The 15,371-nt window shown below is 70.5% G+C and carries 21 protein-coding genes; 20 read left to right on the plus strand and 1 reads right to left on the minus strand.

Annotated features, from left to right (window positions below):
• The first annotated feature begins 68 nt into the window (after window positions 1–68).
• From OG985_RS50245 to OG985_RS50335, 19 genes are all read left to right on the plus strand, one after another.
• Window positions 69–821 (plus strand): hypothetical protein, encoded by a 753-nt coding sequence (locus tag OG985_RS50245; protein ID WP_331720262.1) that lies wholly within the window; start codon window positions 69–71, stop codon window positions 819–821.
• Window positions 822–902: 81 nt separating this feature from the next.
• On the plus strand, window positions 903–1,442 hold the full coding sequence (locus OG985_RS50250; RefSeq protein ID WP_331720263.1) for a hypothetical protein: 540 nt from the start codon (window positions 903–905) through the stop codon (window positions 1,440–1,442).
• Window positions 1,443–1,445: 3 nt separating this feature from the next.
• Window positions 1,446–1,730 (plus strand): hypothetical protein, encoded by a 285-nt coding sequence (locus OG985_RS50255; protein ID WP_371674810.1) that lies wholly within the window; start codon window positions 1,446–1,448, stop codon window positions 1,728–1,730.
• Window positions 1,731–1,814: 84 nt separating this feature from the next.
• Window positions 1,815–2,279 carry a Pycsar system effector family protein gene (locus tag OG985_RS50260; protein WP_331720264.1) on the plus strand — a complete coding sequence of 155 codons (465 nt, stop codon included), beginning with the start codon at window positions 1,815–1,817 and terminating at the stop codon, window positions 2,277–2,279.
• 11 nt (window positions 2,280–2,290) lie between these two features.
• On the plus strand, window positions 2,291–2,632 hold the full coding sequence (locus OG985_RS50265) for a hypothetical protein (RefSeq protein WP_331720311.1): 342 nt from the start codon (window positions 2,291–2,293) through the stop codon (window positions 2,630–2,632).
• A complete protein-coding gene (locus OG985_RS50270) occupies window positions 2,629–3,588 on the plus strand; it encodes an ATP-binding protein (RefSeq protein WP_331720265.1) in 960 nt (319 codons plus the stop codon). Before OG985_RS50265 ends, OG985_RS50270 begins: the two co-directional genes overlap by 4 nt.
• A 48-nt stretch (window positions 3,589–3,636) precedes the next feature.
• The gene (locus OG985_RS50275; RefSeq protein WP_331720266.1) at window positions 3,637–3,957 is read left to right on the plus strand and encodes a hypothetical protein; all 321 of its coding nucleotides are present in this window, start codon (window positions 3,637–3,639) and stop codon (window positions 3,955–3,957) included.
• A gap of 101 nt (window positions 3,958–4,058) precedes the next feature.
• A complete protein-coding gene (locus OG985_RS50280; RefSeq protein WP_331720267.1) occupies window positions 4,059–4,361 on the plus strand; it encodes a hypothetical protein in 303 nt (100 codons plus the stop codon).
• A gap of 163 nt (window positions 4,362–4,524) precedes the next feature.
• A complete protein-coding gene (locus tag OG985_RS50285) occupies window positions 4,525–5,145 on the plus strand; it encodes a GGDEF domain-containing protein (protein WP_371674811.1) in 621 nt (206 codons plus the stop codon).
• Window positions 5,142–5,789 (plus strand): hypothetical protein, encoded by a 648-nt coding sequence (locus OG985_RS50290; RefSeq protein WP_331720269.1) that lies wholly within the window; start codon window positions 5,142–5,144, stop codon window positions 5,787–5,789. Before OG985_RS50285 ends, OG985_RS50290 begins: the two co-directional genes overlap by 4 nt.
• The gene (locus OG985_RS50295) at window positions 5,786–6,865 is read left to right on the plus strand and encodes a sigma-70 family RNA polymerase sigma factor (protein ID WP_331720270.1); all 1,080 of its coding nucleotides are present in this window, start codon (window positions 5,786–5,788) and stop codon (window positions 6,863–6,865) included. Before OG985_RS50290 ends, OG985_RS50295 begins: the two co-directional genes overlap by 4 nt.
• Window positions 6,862–7,608, plus strand: a complete 747-nt coding sequence (locus OG985_RS50300) for a hypothetical protein (RefSeq protein ID WP_331720271.1) — start codon at window positions 6,862–6,864, stop codon at window positions 7,606–7,608. The genes OG985_RS50295 and OG985_RS50300 overlap by 4 nt, the downstream gene beginning before the upstream one ends.
• A gap of 115 nt (window positions 7,609–7,723) precedes the next feature.
• Complete coding sequence (gene dnaN, locus OG985_RS50305) at window positions 7,724–8,866, plus strand: DNA polymerase III subunit beta (protein ID WP_331720272.1); 1,143 nt, start codon at window positions 7,724–7,726, stop codon at window positions 8,864–8,866.
• A 95-nt stretch (window positions 8,867–8,961) separates the two neighbouring features.
• Window positions 8,962–9,855, plus strand: a complete 894-nt coding sequence (locus OG985_RS50310) for a hypothetical protein (protein WP_331720273.1) — start codon at window positions 8,962–8,964, stop codon at window positions 9,853–9,855.
• 61 nt (window positions 9,856–9,916) lie between these two features.
• The gene (locus tag OG985_RS50315; protein WP_331720274.1) at window positions 9,917–10,699 is read left to right on the plus strand and encodes an HIT domain-containing protein; all 783 of its coding nucleotides are present in this window, start codon (window positions 9,917–9,919) and stop codon (window positions 10,697–10,699) included.
• Window positions 10,696–11,385, plus strand: a complete 690-nt coding sequence (locus OG985_RS50320) for a hypothetical protein (protein WP_331720275.1) — start codon at window positions 10,696–10,698, stop codon at window positions 11,383–11,385. The genes OG985_RS50315 and OG985_RS50320 overlap by 4 nt, the downstream gene beginning before the upstream one ends.
• The gene (locus OG985_RS50325) at window positions 11,382–11,915 is read left to right on the plus strand and encodes a hypothetical protein (RefSeq protein ID WP_331720276.1); all 534 of its coding nucleotides are present in this window, start codon (window positions 11,382–11,384) and stop codon (window positions 11,913–11,915) included. Before OG985_RS50320 ends, OG985_RS50325 begins: the two co-directional genes overlap by 4 nt.
• A gap of 284 nt (window positions 11,916–12,199) precedes the next feature.
• Entirely contained in the window at window positions 12,200–13,057 is an 858-nt protein-coding gene (locus OG985_RS50330) for a ParA family protein (RefSeq protein ID WP_371674812.1), read from the plus strand.
• Entirely contained in the window at window positions 13,054–13,971 is a 918-nt protein-coding gene (locus OG985_RS50335) for a hypothetical protein (protein ID WP_331720278.1), read from the plus strand. Before OG985_RS50330 ends, OG985_RS50335 begins: the two co-directional genes overlap by 4 nt.
• 124 nt (window positions 13,972–14,095) lie before the next feature.
• Here the strand turns inward: OG985_RS50335 and OG985_RS50340 are convergent, their stop codons facing one another.
• Entirely contained in the window at window positions 14,096–14,317 is a 222-nt protein-coding gene (locus OG985_RS50340; RefSeq protein ID WP_331720279.1) for a hypothetical protein, read from the minus strand.
• A gap of 161 nt (window positions 14,318–14,478) precedes the next feature.
• Here OG985_RS50340 and OG985_RS50345 point away from each other — a divergent pair, with 161 nt between their 5' ends.
• Entirely contained in the window at window positions 14,479–15,360 is an 882-nt protein-coding gene (locus OG985_RS50345) for a PIN domain-containing protein (protein WP_371674813.1), read from the plus strand.
• Window positions 15,361–15,371: the final 11 nt, after the last annotated feature.

Genomic DNA, 15,371 nt, shown 5'->3' on the forward strand with positions numbered 1-15,371 from the left:
CGGTGGTCCGGGCGGTGAAGGGGAGCCGGAACACCCCGGTCACCCCACACCATCAAGGGGGAAAGCCCGTGATCAGCATCATCCGCCAGTCCACCCGCCGCACGTACGAGGAAGCGGTGGAGACCGCGAAGCGTGTCCCTGGCCTGGAAGGCGAACTCGCCCAGGAACGCGGCAGGGCAGACGACTTCGAGCAGAAGAACTTCAACCTGGAGCAGCTCCTGGAGGAGCGCGACGGGACGATCGAGAAGCTCCGCACCAAGCTCGACAGCCTTCGCAGGGCCAGTGACGAGATCGCCGCGCTGATGGCCACCGGCCTCTCGCCCGCGGCCGCCGGCTACCACGCCGCCCGCGTCCTGCTCGCCCACGCCGACCAGTTCCGCCTCGCCGACACGGCCGAAGGTCGCGCCGGGCTGGAAGCGATGCGCGAGCTGACCGAGCCGCAAAAGGTGACCCTCCTCTACCGCTACCGCCGACTGCAGTCGGCCCACGCCACCGAGGCAGCAGCCAAGGCGGAGGCCGAACGGCAGGGTGCTCCTGCTGGTGGCTGGGGGCCCGTCACCACGTACACCGAGCGCTGTGACCCTGGCGTGCTCGATCATCCCTGGACCTTCGCCACTCTCCGAGTGGACGCCGCCGCACCTTGGAGCACCCCATGGGACTTCGGCATCGTGTACGTCCTGATGAACGGCGGAGTGCCGTACGCCGCGTTCAGCGACCCGGACGACGCGATCCGTGAGCAGGACCGCCTGGGCATCCCGCGCACCGCCGACAGCCTGATCCGCATGGAACTGGCGACGGACGACGCCACGGCCGCCGCGTAACCCGCGCCCGCCTCATCGCCCGATCCTCCGGCACCTGACGGCTGCCTGACCTACCGAGACTCCCGAAAGAGAAGCCACCTCATGAGTTCTGGCCTGCTCAACCGCCGACCCACCGCGCCCGCCCCGGAGACGTGGACGCCCGAAGGCACGATCGTCCTCCAGCGCTATCGCAACGCCCTCGGACCGGCGGAGGGCGCGATCGTCCTCGTCTACACCGCCGATACCCTCCGCTCCCGCTACGCCGTCGCCTGCCTCGGCTGCAGCTACCGCGAGGCCGGCACCGGCTCGGGATGGTTCACGGAGAACGACGCCGGCCGCGACGCCAACGCCCACGCCACCCACTGCCGGGCGCTGAACCGCGGCGTGCCCGAGCGGCCCGATGCCGACACGGCAGAGGCCCTGATCCGCGCCCAGGTGGAGAACACGCGAGATCCCGTCAAGGCCGGCCCGGTGCACCTGGGCGACTTCCACGGTCTGCGCGTCGACCTCCAGCGCACCACCGACTGGATCAAGCACGCCCTGTTCCGCATCGCGCAGTCCCAGCCGGACCTCCTCACCGCCACACCCGCGAGCCCCGGCGGCGGCACCCGCTTCGATGTCCAGCCCTACTCGGTCGCCTGAGCCGTGCGCGCCCGAACTGCTCTGCTACTCGCGGCCGTCGTACCGCTCACGGTCACGGCGGGCGCCGTCGCGCTCAAGGCCGGCGCCTGGAGACTGAACATCTCCCGGCACGTCATCCGTCTCCACCCCAGGCCCCGACCGGGCTGCCCGGACTGCCGGGGCGAGGGCGGCTGGTGGTCCGAGGGCCCGTACCCGGGCGGCGAGCTGTGCTGGTGCTGGGACCGCCCCGTGCGCACCTTCCGGCTCCTGCCGGTCCGGGACCCCTGGCCGGACGAACCGCCGTTCTGACACCCCGACGCACCGAAGCCACCCTGGGCGGCCCGCTCACCACGCGGGCCGCCCCCTTCACGTTCCGCAAGGAGGACCCCGCCCATGACGACCATCACGGTCCCCACCTCCGTGACCGACAAGAACCTGGACTCCGCCTGTGCCGCCGTCGTCAACGAGATCGGACGCACGGACGGCAAGTCGTCCTTACTGCTCGCCTTCAACGGTGCCGTCCTCGCCGGCCTCGCATCCGTCGCCGACAAGGACCTGCCGACCGCGGCCAAGGTCTTCGGCGCTCTCGCCGTCCTCGCCCTGGGCGCGGCCGCCGTGCTGCTGCTCCTGGTCGTGAGGCCCCGTTTGCGCGGCGACGACAAAGCGTCCTTCCCCTACTGGGCACGCCTGGACGAAGACGAGATCCGCGCCTGCATGGACAGGGACACCCGGGCCGCCCGCCTCCGGGTCCTGTCCACCCTCGCCGTACGGAAGTTCACCCACCTGCGGCGCGCGGTCGACCTGTCGCTCGCCGCCCTGGTCCTGCTCGCGCTGGCCGCCGCCGGCCTCGCGCTGTGACGGCGGCCTTGGTGACCCGCACACGTCTGGAACGCGTCCGTGCCTCGGTCGGAATTGCCTCCCTGGCCCTTCAACAGATCCAGGACGACCTCACCGCCGACGACGTCGACCAGGAGGAGCTCGCCGCGATCCTGCGCGAGCTCATCGAGGACACCGACCCGCCCGGCGGATTCATGGCCGCCGTCGCGCAGCTGCTCACCGCCGCCGCGAAGCGAGCCGAGCAGATCGAGCCCGACCGCGACGGCGACGCCTCGTGCCCGCTGCACGAGGCCGCCGCCCTCGTCACCGACGACGCCGGGCAGCGACTCATCTGGGCTGCCAACTCCCTCCACCCGCAAGGAGACTTCGAATGACCGCGCCGATGCCGCAGTACCCGGAGCTGCCGGACAACGCCCTGATCGTGCTGATCGGCGCGTCCGGAGCGGGGAAGACGACGCTGGCTGGCACCTGGCCCGTCTCCCAGGTCCTCTCGCTCGATGGCCTGCGCGGCGTGATCAGCGACGACCCGGGCTGCCAGGACGCCACGCACGACGCCGCCGACGTCCTCAAGCTCATCCTGGAACGCAGGATGGCCCGGAAGCTGAACACGGTGATCGACGCGACCAATCTCGAACAGCCGGTACGGGTCGAACTGGTCATGGCCGCGAAGCGGCACGGGATGCCGACCATCGCGGTCATCGTCGCGACGCCGCTCTCGCTCTGCCTCGCCCGGCAGGACGGCCGCCCGGACAACCGGCGCGTGCCCGAGGACACCGTCCGCACCCAGCACAAGGCCATGACCTACTCCCACCAGGGCCTGGCCACCGAGGGGTTCAACACCATCGTGTTCGCCGAATCCCTGTACCGGCTGGAGCCGCACCTGCGCCGCCTGAGCGAGGCCCGCAGCGCCGACCTCGGACTGGACGGCGGCGACGGCCTGGGCGATCTGCTCCTGCCCCGCCGCATCTTCGGCCCGGAGATCCTGCCCATGTGGCGGTGGAAGGACGGCTCCGACGTCGCGGCCGGCGACCGGGTCGCGGAGATCCGCCTCGGTCAGCAGTACCTCACCCTCGCCCTGCGCACGGACGTCGACGGTGAAGGCGACATCGGGTTCGACGTCATGGTGCCCTGCCCGTTCGACCCCGAGTGCGGCGGCTACGCGTGGGCGCCGGCCTTCAGCATCAACTGCCTCCACCGTGCGCTCACCGGCGAGCTGGACAGCCACGAGGACGTCGTCTGCACCGCCCACGGTGGCTGGGACGACGTCGACCAGGAGGCCGACGACCACGCACGGGAGGCACTCCGCGAAGCAGCCGAGAGCCTGGGATGACCTTCCGGCGGCCCATCACCATCCGGTTCGACTTCTGAGGAGGTCCTCGTGACCGCTCCCGCCCAGCACATCACCGTCAAGGTCGACATGTTCTCCGCGCTGACCATGTGCTTCACCGCGGACCTCGCCGCGATCCTCGGTGAGGAACCGCCACGCTGCATCACCGCGACCGGCTTCATCGACATGGTGGAGCGCGCCATGCACGTCTTCGGCGCAGCGAACCGCGACCACCTGCAGCGCGCCAGCGAGGAACTGGACTACGCGGTCGGCCATCTCACCGAGGCGCTGACCCTCACCGGCAGCGACAAGCGCGATCGGCTGGCGAGGGCGCGCACGCATCTGCGGTACGCCATCGAAACAACCCGCTGAATCCCCGTGTGCTGAGCGCACTCTGTGCCGCCCCGGACCCCGCAACCGCTGGGGCCGGGGCGGTCGCAGTGGCCCCTCAACCACGAGAGGAGTTGGACGTCATGCCCCTGCCCTTCTTCGAGGTCGACGTCCCGATCAAGAGCACCGACCAGCCCGACCGGCGCGGTGTGCACGTCTTCACCGGACCCGCCGACAGCCGCTCTTCAGCCGTCCGGATCGCGCACGAGGTCTACGACGCGGCACGCGCCGCGCAGGAGGCCGGACTCGAGATTCCCGGCAAGCGGCCGGACGGCTGGGGAGCACGCGGCTACCGGCCCGGCTGGGAGCCCGACTGGCTCTCCGCCACGGCTGGCCGCTGGAACGACCCGTACAGCTGGCTCCGCGTCAGCGACTTCGACCTGTAGCTCCGCCCCGGGACAGCCGCTCTGCTTGGCGGCTTCGACGGCTGCCCCGGGCCCAACCCAACCCGTACGAGACGAGAGGGAGATCCTCATTATGGGCTCAGCCCTGCGCGTGCAGGCCTTGTTTGGGCAGCGCGCACTCTTACTGACCACCGCCGCGGTTCCGTTGACCGGATGGACCGTGCACGCCATCGCGTTGCACCGGCGTCTGGCGTCGGCCCGCCGTGACCCGCTCACCGGTCTGCACGCCCGTCCCGGCTACGTCCAGCACGCGACCCGTCGCCTGAACCGCCACGGCGACAAGGCGATGCTCGTGTTCCTGGACATGGTGGGCTTCAAGGCCGTCAACGATCGCCTTGGGCACGACACCGGCAACGCGCTGATCGTTGCCGTCGCTGAACGACTGGAGCAGTGGGTCGGCGACGACGGGATCGCCGCGCGCCTGCACGGTGACGAGCTCGCCGCCGTCCTCACCTGCCCCGCGGCCGACCGCGCTCAGCGCCTGGAGCAGCTGCACTACCTGCTCCACCAGCCCGTTGACATCGACGGCCAGGCGGTCGACGTCGCGGTTTCCATCGGCGCGTCCAGCCCCAGCGACCTCCACTCCCGTGACTACACCTACGTGCTCCGCGGAGCCGAGGGCGCGATGTACGAGCACAAGCGGGAGCGCACCGGCCTGTACCGCATCGCCACCCCGAAGCACGCCGACGAGCCGACCGTCAACGGTCGGCGCCTCGGGCGTACGGGCACCACCGCCCACCCCCTCGCTGCGGAGGACTCGCGATGACCCTCTCCCCCGTCGTGGACACCGCCCTGCTGGCCCGGCTGTCCCGCGAGGCCGTCCCCACCGGCGAGTACTTCCGCACCCGCACCCCGGTCGGGTCGCTGCCGCTGACCCCCCAGCAGCAGCGCACCAACTTCGAGGTGCTCGCCACGGTCTCCAGCCGTCCCCAGACCGCGCCGGATCACGACCTCACCCCGATCCGGTGCCTGACGGTCCGGCCGCCCTGGTCGGACCTGATCGCCCTCGAGGACGACCAGGTCGCCAAGCGCATCGAGAACAGGGTGTGGAGCACCCGGTGGCGCGGCACCCTGCTCATCCACGCCGGATCCGAGGTCGACCTTCGGGCCCTGGCCTTGGACGCCGTCCGGGAGACGCTGGACGGCGCCTACGAGCTGGTGCGCGGTGCGGTGGTCGCCGTCGCCGACCTCGCGGGCATCCACGCCGACGACGGCGAGTGCACGCGCTGGTCCCAACAGGGCTGCTTCCACTGGGAGCTGGCCCGGGTGCAGCGGCTGACCACACCCGTTCCGGCCCGCGGCTCCCAGCGTCTGTGGAAGCCAACGCCGAATCTGCTGCGGCGGATCACCGATGCGAACCCGCACCTGAGCGGTCGGCTCGCCGACACGAACGCGGGGGCCGGCGCATGACTGCCACAGACACGACGACACGGAAGACCTCCGAGGCGGAGGAGCCGGTGACCGCCATCGTCGATCGGGCCCGCGGCGGCGACCGCGAGGCGTTCGGTGTCCTGTACGTCCGCTACCGGCCGCAGATCTACACCTACCTGCTGCGTCGCACCCACGACCAGCAGCTGAGTGAGGACCTCACCAGTGACGTGTTCGTCCGGGCCCTGGCCCGGATCGGCGCGTTCACCTGGCGCGGCAGCGACTTCGGGGCCTGGCTGGCCACGATCGCCCGCAACCGGCTGCTCGATCACTACAAGAGCGCCCGGCACCGACGGGAAGTCCCCACGGGCGACATGTACGACCAGGACCTGGCCGTCGGCGACATCGGCGAACAGGTCAGCGAGTACCTGGCCCGGACCGACGTCCTCACCGAACTCCGCAAGGCCCTGGCCGGGCTGACCCCCGACCAGTGGGAGTGCCTGTGGCTGCGCTACTGGCACGACCTGCCGTTCAGCGAGATCGGCGAGCACATGGACCGCAGCGTGCAAGCGGCCAAGATGCTCAAGGAACGCGCGCTGCAGAACCTGAGCGCCCCGGAGATCAAAGCCGCGCTGCTTCACGCCGCCTCCAGCTCCCGCACCAGCTCCCCCTCGAAGGCATGCGCCGCCCCGCAGACCTCCCCGCGTGTCCCGTCGCCGCGACGGCCCACGCCCTCCGACCATCTGGACTCTGGAAGGACCCGCCCCATGGCGACCGACGCCATGCCCGCCACGCTCACCCCGCTCACGGCCAGCCAGGCCGTGGCGCTGGTCCTGCTGCGCGAGGGCTACCGCGAACGCAGCATCACCCAGCGCACCGACATCGCCGACGACACCCTGTACCGGCTCGCCGCCGCCCACGGCATCACCGCCCCGCACGGCACGGTCGAAGGCCACCGCTGCCACGAGGCCGCCGGCACCGAGCCGTGCGACGGATGCAGCCTCGCCGACGCCCGCGAACAGGCCCGCACACGAGCCCGGCACCGCAGGTCCGTCAGCTCCCTGCCGCGTGCACTGCGCCGCCAGGCCACCGGACGCAGGAGGAGGGCGACACGATGATGGAGCGCATACCGTTCGCCCTCACCGGCTACCTCGACACCGACGCCGTGCCCGGCGACGCCGTCGGCACCGCCTCCTGGCGGCTGATCTCCTCCCCCGCCGACTGCGCGGCGGAGGAGGAGGCGGTCATCCCCTGCACCACCAGCCGACCGGACCTCGCGCACACGCTGCTCACCGAGTGCCAGCCCAGCGACCTGCTGCGCGTCACCGGCCAGCTCGCCCTCCCCGACACCGCCGACGGCCGTCTCCGGCTGGACGTCGACACCGTCGAAGTCATGTGGGAGGCACCGCTGCAGGAAACGCCAGAGGGGCCGGCTGACGACCACAGCGCCCGCGACCGGGCGATCCAGGCTCTGGCCGAAGCCCTCGCGGGACTTGCCTACGAGCCCGCTGCGGGCGAGCAGCCGGACATCCGCATCAACATCGGGCCCGTCGGCCTGCACGGCCTGGACGTCGCCCACTGTCACAGCATCGACGTCACCACGGCCAGCACGCACACACTCGCCGACGCCGTCGACGCCATGCTCGCGACGCTGAGCAGCCTGCCCCCGCAGGCCGGTATCGGCCTGGATCCGCTGACCATCGCCGAACTCACCGACTACTTCGACGAACTGGACCTCACCGAGCTCACCCGGGACGTCCTGGACGCGACCCGGCCCGAGGACCGCCTCGCGGTCACCCGCGCCCTGGATGACCTGTTCGGCGACATCCCCGTCACCGGCATCGACGACGGCGACCAGTAGGCCGCCACCGCGCGGCCCCACACCTGCATCGACCGGGCCCGGGCGGGCCGCCTACACCTCGAGGCGGCCCGCCCGGGCCCTTTCACGCTCCAGCAGCCACGACGAAAAGGCCCTGATGAAACTCACCATCGACACCGACAAGCTCGCCGACGCCGCCCAGTGGGCGCTGCGTGCCGTCCCCGGCAACCCGCCCGCCCCGGTCCTGGCCGGCCTGCGCCTCGAAGCCGCCAGCGACAACACCCTGACCCTGGCCGGGTTCGACTACTACCGCTCCGCCCGCGCCCGCGAGGACTGCGAGGTGTCCGAGCCCGGCACGCTCCTGGTGCCCGGCCGCGTCTTCACCGACATCGTCAAGGCCTTCCCCAAGGGCAAACCGACCACGCTGGCCCTGGACGGCACCGACCTCGCCCTGTCCTGCGGCACCGCGCACATCCTCCTGCCGACCCTGCCGCTGGACGACTACCCGACCCTGCCGACGATCTCCGGCGCGAGCGGCACGGTCGACGGCGCCGCACTGGCCGCAGCCGGCGCCCGGGTCGCAGTGGCCGCCGCCACCGACGACACCATCCCGACGTTGACCGGCGTCCAGTTCGACCTCACCGACACCACGCTCACGCTGTCGGCGACCGACCGCTACGGCTTCCACGTCGCCGATGTGCCCTGGACCCCCAACCAGGCCCCCAAGGGCAAGGGGAAGAACAGGCCCCGCGTCGCGGGCAGCGCGCTCGTACCGGCCGACGCCGTGCGCGACGCCGCCCGCATCCTCGCCGACGCCGACAAGGCAGAACTCACCATCACCGAGTCCCAGTTCGCCATCAGCGTCCCCGGCCGGTGGGCCACCGGCAGCCTCATCGAGGGCGCACTCCCCGACTACACCCACTTGTTCCCCACCGAGTTCACGTCCGTCGCCACCACCGGCGCCGAGGCTCTGACCGACGCCATCAAGCACATTCAGCCGCTGCTGGGCAAGGCCGACCCGATGGTCCTCGAAGTCACCGACGGCCAGATCACCGTGCGCGCCGGTACCGACGACAAGGGTCGCGGCCGCGACCAGGTCCACGCCGACATCGAAGGCGACCCGTTGACCATCGCCTTCAACCCCGGCCTGCTGCTCAAGACGCTCCAGCAGATCGACGGGCCCGTCGCGCAGTTCAACTTCACCACCGCGACCAAGCCCGCCCTCGTGCACGGCGTCGACCAGGCAGACGTCTTCCGAGGCCTGGTCATGCCGATCCGCCTCACCAGCATCAGCGGCTGAACGACTCGCCCCGCCGACACCAGCCACACAACCCGGAGCGCCGCCCCCGCCACCCTGCGGGCGCGGCGCTCCCCCTTTTCACGAAGGAGCCACACATGCCCACCACCCCACCGACACCCGAGCGAGCCCAGCAACTGCTGGCGCAGCTGGAGCGGTACGGGTCCCGCGAGAACGGGCAGCTCGCCGTCGGCCGGCGCCTCTTGCAGGAGCACCCCGACCTGCCGCTGACCGGCTTCGCGATCTCCAGCAGCATGTGCCCCGAGCCGGGCCGTCCCCTGCACAGCCTGATCCTGCGCGTCGGTGAACACGACACCGACGGCATCACGGCGTGGGCGCGCGCTCTGGGCACCGAGCCGGCCATCGACGGCGCCCGCTACCGGCTCGACACTGTCCTGGACGGCATCGGGATCTGGGGGTCGGCGACGATCTCCGAGGCCGACTACGACATGGACCAGGCGGTGTTCGTCCCGTCCGGCGACGACGTCAGCTTCACCCTGCGGGGTCTGCTCGTGACCGAGTTCGGGGAGGACGGCGACCTGCTCTTCAGCGGCCACCCGCCCGCGCGGGAAGTCCTGGCCGCCACGAGCGCCTACTACCGCCACATCTGCGGGCAGCGCCTGCGCCCGTTCGACGGGCGCGACCTCGCCGACAGCATCACCCGCGGCTGGTGCCGGTTCGTCGCCTACCCCACCCGCACCGACTGGCGGATCCGCAGCGCATCACAGGACACCCCCGGCGCCCTCCCCGTCACCTGGATGTACGCCCAGGAGGGCGACACCCAGGACCTCAGCGACCCCGTCCACTGCCCGTCCTGCGGGCGCCCCAGCCGCGGACTCGACTACGACCACGTGACCGGCCAGCGCGTACACCTCTGTCCCTCACCCGACTGCCGGCACCAGTGGCCCGTCGACGACTCCCCGACACCCGCGCCGGACCCCGAGGTCACCGAACACCGCCAGGACCAGCGCGCCGCCCTCGCCGCCCGCTGACCCCGCCTCACCCCGGAGCGGCGGCCCGGAGCCCCTCCTTCGTACGAGCCTGGAGACCCCCGTGTACGACGTGTTCATCGACTCCTTCGGCGCCCGCTGGCAGGACCCGCCACCGCCCCGCTACCGAGCCGCCGTCCTCGCCATCAACCTCACCAACCAGTTACTGAACCCGCCGGACGACCCGGCCCTCGCCGACACCGTCGCCCGCCAGACCGGACAGGACGCCGACGTACGCGACTACGTCCTCGCGACGCTGGGCGCGGCCCGCATCATCGACGACGCCGTGCACGAACTCACCGCCCTGCGCGCCGCCACCGACGCCTACCACCCGGTCCAGCTCCTGGTGAACTGCTGGTACGGCCGCCACCGGGCACCCGCCATCGCCGACGCGATCGGACGGCGCATGCAGGAGGCCGGCGCCACCGTCGCGGTCACCCACCACCACATCAACCGCCCGCCGGTACCCCGCAAACACCCGCGCCCCGACTGCCCGTTCTGCCGGATCATCCACGACGGCGCCCCGGCGACGATCGTCCGGGAGTGGGCCGACGCCCTCGCGATCAGGCCCCGCAGCGGCGGCTGCACCGACGGCCACCTCCTGGTCCTGCCGCACGGCCACGTCGCGGACTTCACGACCGACCCGGTCGTCTCCGCCACCGTCCAGCTGCGCGCCGCCGAACTCGCCCAGGAGCTGGGCGGCCAGTGGAACTACCTCACCTCCTGCGGCCCGGACGCGACACAGACCGTGCTCCACCTGCACGGCCACCTCGTTCCCCGCGCCGCCGACGACGGCCTCGCCCTCCCCTGGATCAACCCCACCCGCGAACAGGAGCCCGCCCGATGAAGCGCCCCTCCCTCTTCCGCCGCTGCGGCAACGCCCCCGGAGCCCTCGCCCCCGAGGACCAGGCCACCGTCGACCAGTTCCGCGCCATGCTCACCGCCCTGCGTAACCCGGAGCCCTGGACGCCCGGCCACTGCCAGGACGTCGCGGTGCGGGTCGGCGGGCTCCTCGAGCGCGCCCACACCCGGCCCGGCGACGACCACGGCCGCGACCTCATCGCCGTCGCCCTGGTCCACCCCGACACCCCGCACGCGTCGGCCTACCTCCGCGGCCACCAGCTCGGCTACACCGACAAGGGCTGGCTCCGATGCCCGACCAACACGATCATCGGCGTCTGGCAGCCCGTCTACGCGATGCTCACCCACGCCGCGGCCGGGCTCGATCTCCCCGCCGACGTCGGCATGGCACCCGCCACGTACGGCCTCCACGTCCAAGCCCGGAAGCCGGACTGCACCGGCTACACGCTGCTCCGCATCGGTCCGTACACCCAGACCTGGCTCGCCAGTCGCGACGCCAGCCGCCTCAACAGCGAGCTGGACGGCCGGGCGGCCACCGTCCTCCCCGGGTACACCCTCATCGCGAAGGACGTGCCGTTCGACGTCAGCGACCACAAGCTCTACACCGACCCGTACGACACCGACGTCGTCGCACTCCTGGAGACCGCCATCGAGGGGGCGAGCGCGGAATGACCGCCGCCACGACCCTCTACACGATCGAGACCAGCGAGGACGACGACGGCACGACTGTCCCCGCCGAAGGCATCTGGACCCCCGGCAGTGAGGATGCGGCCGACGCCGGGTTCATCGCCTACGGCGAGCTGTACGTCGCTGGCATCGGAACTCCGAACGACGACGGCCTTTACCCGGACAGGTTCGTCGTCCTCGGTCACCACCGGTGGGCAGACATCATTGGGTCCGCCACCGCGTACATGGACCGAGTCCACGGCTTGCGGAACTTGCACCTGTACCCCGGCGATGACCCCTCGGTGCTCATCCCCCGCATTCCGCGAGCCGTTCACGCTTTCGGGGTGTTCCTGAAGCATCCGCACCCGGACTATCCCTGCGGCTGCGAGTGGGAAAACACCTGGCGCATCGTCTGGGCGCCGCCCACCGAGCCCGGCGCCATCCCGATCACCGCCATGCGGCACCCCGCAGCACCGGCGACCGCTGCCGGACTCCCCGATCCCGACCGGGGAGCACCCGCCACCTGGGCGCGCTGAAAGGCGGCCGCTGCTGCCGATCGGACCTCGGTCGGCTGAACCGCCCCACCGCACACGAGGCCCTGGCCCCGGCGATCAACTCGCCTGGGGGCAGGGCCTTTTTGCGTTTACGGGGGCCGCCGCAGTCCCGGCCAGTGCCTCGCGCGGGGCATTGGCGCCCGCTTCCCCTCACTCACGACCAAGATCATTCTTCTACAATTGTGGAAGAATGATCTTGGTCGGGGAGTGGGTGGATGTGGGCGCGCTGGGCAGAGAAGGGCGGCGCCCTGGATATCGTCCCTGCCATGACCGAAACCACGTCGGGCCCGCTCGCCGGTGCCCACGGGCTTCCCGCGCCTCGCGTCGGCAGGCCCGAGCAGACCCGCATCATCGCCATGTGCAACCAGAAGGGTGGCGTCGGCAAGACGACCACCACCATCAACCTCGCCGGAGCGCTCGCAGAACACGGACGACGCGTCCTGCTCTGCGACTGCGACCCTCAGGGCAACGCCACGAGCTCCTTCAAGGTCCCCATGCTGGACGACGACAAGGGGCCCACGCAGGCCACCGTCGTCATCGACATGTCCGACCCTCACAAGCTGGTCGCCAAGACCAAGGTGGAGAACATCGACGTCCTGCCCGCCAGCATGGACATGGCCTTCCTGCCTTCCCGGCTGCGGGAGACGGGGTCGGCCAACCAGTTCTACGCCCGGATGCTGGAGCACTTCCAGGGCGAGTACGACGACATCCTGCTCGACATGCGTCCCGCTCTGGACACGGACACCGACTCGCAGACCGCCGCCGCGACGGCCGCGATCATCATGGTCGACGTCGACGAGTGGGCGATGAAGGCCGTCAAGATGCAGGTAGCCCAGCACAAGAAGATCATGACCGCTATGGGGCGCCCGTCTGACGACCTGGACATCCTCGGCATGGTCATCGGCCGCGTCATGAAGCCCATGGGCGACTTCGACGCCGCCGTCTACAAGCAGCTCCGCAACCACCCGCGCATCCCGCTCCTGGGAGAGATCCCCGTCCGGTCCGCCGACCTCAAGGAATCCCGCAACAAGGGACTGCCTGTCGTGTTCTACCGGCCCAAGACAGACACCGCCGGCTTCTTCCGCACGATCGTCTCCAACGCCAAGCTGGTGACCGCCGCGTGAGCGACAAAGACTTCGAGCTGGACGGCTGGGACGACGACGATGCGTCCACGGACGCCGCCACCAGCCTGACCAAGACCGCTGAGCGCGTCGAAGAAGAGCGCCAGGCACTGACCGAGCAAGCCCTCGCCGAACGGATCACCGCGGCCGTCACCGCCGCCCGGCCCGGACTCGACAAGATCCCCGATCCCGTCGACCCGGCAGGCGCCGGTGACCTCACCACGGACGAGCAGGAACGCCTCGCCGCCTGCGTGGCCGGCATCGAGCTGCTCTCCACGGCGACGTGGGTCGCGGGCAAGTCCCTCGACACAGTCGCCACCGGCCGCCTGTTCCGGAAGATCCCGCACAAGCTGGAGCCCGAGCGCTGCTACAAGACCATCGAAGAATGGTCGGAGACCGAGCACGGGATCAGCCGCTCCCGGTGCAGCCAGCTCCGTGACGGCTGGGAGCTCGGTGAAGTGCTCGCCGTCCGCGGCCACAAAGCCCCCGAGGGGCAAGTACGCGAGCTCGTACCGTTCTTCAAGCAGCACGGCCTCAAGGCCGCCGTCGGCGTGTACGAGATGGTCGCCCAGGCCGTCGGCGCGAACAAGATCACGGCCAAGCGGCTACGTGAGACTGTGAAGCTGTTCCCCGGAGACCTCGCACTCAGCGATGAGGACGACGTCAACGTCATCGCCCAGTCCCTCGCCGGAGTCATAGAGGGAGCTACGCCGCCGGCCCCCAAGCCGTCGACGGGGCTGGACGTCGAACTCAAGCGGGACGTCGACCGGCGCTCCCTGGCTCTCGCAGACAGGCTTGACCGTCCACGCATCCCTCGGAACGAGGTCCTGACCCACATCCTGGCCGCCTTCGTCGACGACAAGGACTCACGGGTCTTCGATGTCGTCTGCGAGAGGATGAAGACCAGCAACAGCTGAAGTCCAAACACGATGGGGCGCCCGACCAAGAGTGGTGGCCGGGCGCCCCATCGCGTCTACAAGCGCACCCTACTCGCCGACAGGCTGCAAGATCCCGTGAGTTGAGGAACGTCGTACCGGACAGCTAGTTCTGGAACTCCGTGCTGTTCACGCCGAAGAACGACGGCTTGGCGGGGCGGACCTCGGACTGCTCCAACGCGTCGGCCAGCTTGACGAACCCCTCGCTGCGCCGGACGACGTTCAGGAACTTGCCCAGCGCCTCCTTGTCGTCCCACAGTTCCTGCGCGGTGCTGATGATCAGCGACTTCAGGTGTTCCGACTCGCTGACTGCCTCGTTCGCTGCCATGACTCTCCCCTCCTGGTCATCGAAACGATCAGCCAACCAACCGGCCCCGACGCCCGCAAGACCGCCAAGAGCCTCAAGTCCCCATGGACGCGGTGCCGGTTACCGAATGACCCGACGGAAGGCGCAGCGGACCTGCTCAACCATGGAGGATGATCGAGGGCATGCCCAAGAAGCCGCCGCCTCCGACCTACGTTGAGCATCTGCTGTCCGAACTGGCGGACACGGAAGCCTCCTACTCTGCCGTGCTGGAAAGCTCCCAGGTCCGGGCACGGCAGATGAGCGGCGGGGGTGTCCAAATCATCGGGCACCCCTGGGCCTGGGTGCCGAGCGCTCCGGACACCGAGGCCCGCAGAATGGAGCTGCTGCGACAGGTACGTGACTGGGCACCCCGCTTCCGGCTCCTCTTCCCCCACCCCACGCCAGATGTAGAACGCCGCATGGACGACGCGATCGGCCTGCTGGAGGACTGGCTGGTCCGGGACGGCCGGGCGAAGCATCGCGCGCCTCGGGACATCCCCGGGGCGATGACCCGGCTGGGTGAGGCTGCCGCAGTGCTCCGTGAGCTCGTTGAGCTGCTACCGGATGACGACTGGCGGGTGCGCGTGGTCGTGGACACCAACACCTTGATGGACGACCCCGACGTGGCGATCTACGGGGACATCGTCGGCCCGCGCTACATGGTGCACCTCTTGCCCGTCGTACTGCGCGAGGTGGACGACCTCAAACGCAGCGGCACACGGCCGGAGCGCCGGGAGGCCGCGAAGAAGGCCGACAAGAGGCTGAAGGCGATGCGCGACAACGGCGACGTACTCAAGGGCGCACGAGTCGCGGGCGATGTCTACGCCGTCTTCGAGCACATCGAACCACGCTCGGAGGGCCTTCCCTCCTGGCTCGACCTGGACGTCCCCGACGACCGCTTCATCGCTTCCACGCTGCTGCTGCAGTCCAGGCACCCCGGCTCCAAGTTGTATGCCGCGACCAACGACATCAACCTGCAGACCAAGCTCGCCGCAGTCGGCCTCCCCTACATCGAAAGAGCCTGACCAGGGTCCAT

This window comes from Streptomyces sp. NBC_00289, from assembly GCF_041435115.1.
In the GTDB taxonomy this organism is placed as follows: domain Bacteria; phylum Actinomycetota; class Actinomycetes; order Streptomycetales; family Streptomycetaceae; genus Streptomyces.

Excerpts from the sequence above, each read along its gene's own strand:
- OG985_RS50250 (WP_331720263.1), top strand. The coding sequence starts at position 903 with ATGAGTTCTGGCCTGCTCAACCGCCGACCCACCGCGCCCGCCCCGGAG.
- OG985_RS50260 (WP_331720264.1), top strand. The coding sequence starts at position 1,815 with ATGACGACCATCACGGTCCCCACCTCCGTGACCGACAAGAACCTGGAC.
- OG985_RS50270 (WP_331720265.1), top strand. The coding sequence starts at position 2,629 with ATGACCGCGCCGATGCCGCAGTACCCGGAGCTGCCGGACAACGCCCTG.
- OG985_RS50280 (WP_331720267.1), top strand. The coding sequence starts at position 4,059 with ATGCCCCTGCCCTTCTTCGAGGTCGACGTCCCGATCAAGAGCACCGAC.
- OG985_RS50290 (WP_331720269.1), top strand. The coding sequence starts at position 5,142 with ATGACCCTCTCCCCCGTCGTGGACACCGCCCTGCTGGCCCGGCTGTCC.
- OG985_RS50295 (WP_331720270.1), top strand. The coding sequence starts at position 5,786 with ATGACTGCCACAGACACGACGACACGGAAGACCTCCGAGGCGGAGGAG.
- OG985_RS50300 (WP_331720271.1), top strand. The coding sequence starts at position 6,862 with ATGATGGAGCGCATACCGTTCGCCCTCACCGGCTACCTCGACACCGAC.
- dnaN (WP_331720272.1), top strand. The coding sequence starts at position 7,724 with ATGAAACTCACCATCGACACCGACAAGCTCGCCGACGCCGCCCAGTGG.
- OG985_RS50310 (WP_331720273.1), top strand. The coding sequence starts at position 8,962 with ATGCCCACCACCCCACCGACACCCGAGCGAGCCCAGCAACTGCTGGCG.
- OG985_RS50320 (WP_331720275.1), top strand. The coding sequence starts at position 10,696 with ATGAAGCGCCCCTCCCTCTTCCGCCGCTGCGGCAACGCCCCCGGAGCC.
- OG985_RS50325 (WP_331720276.1), top strand. The coding sequence starts at position 11,382 with ATGACCGCCGCCACGACCCTCTACACGATCGAGACCAGCGAGGACGAC.
- OG985_RS50330 (WP_371674812.1), top strand. The coding sequence starts at position 12,200 with ATGACCGAAACCACGTCGGGCCCGCTCGCCGGTGCCCACGGGCTTCCC.
- OG985_RS50340 (WP_331720279.1), bottom strand. The coding sequence starts at position 14,317 with ATGGCAGCGAACGAGGCAGTCAGCGAGTCGGAACACCTGAAGTCGCTG.
- OG985_RS50345 (WP_371674813.1), top strand. The coding sequence starts at position 14,479 with ATGCCCAAGAAGCCGCCGCCTCCGACCTACGTTGAGCATCTGCTGTCC.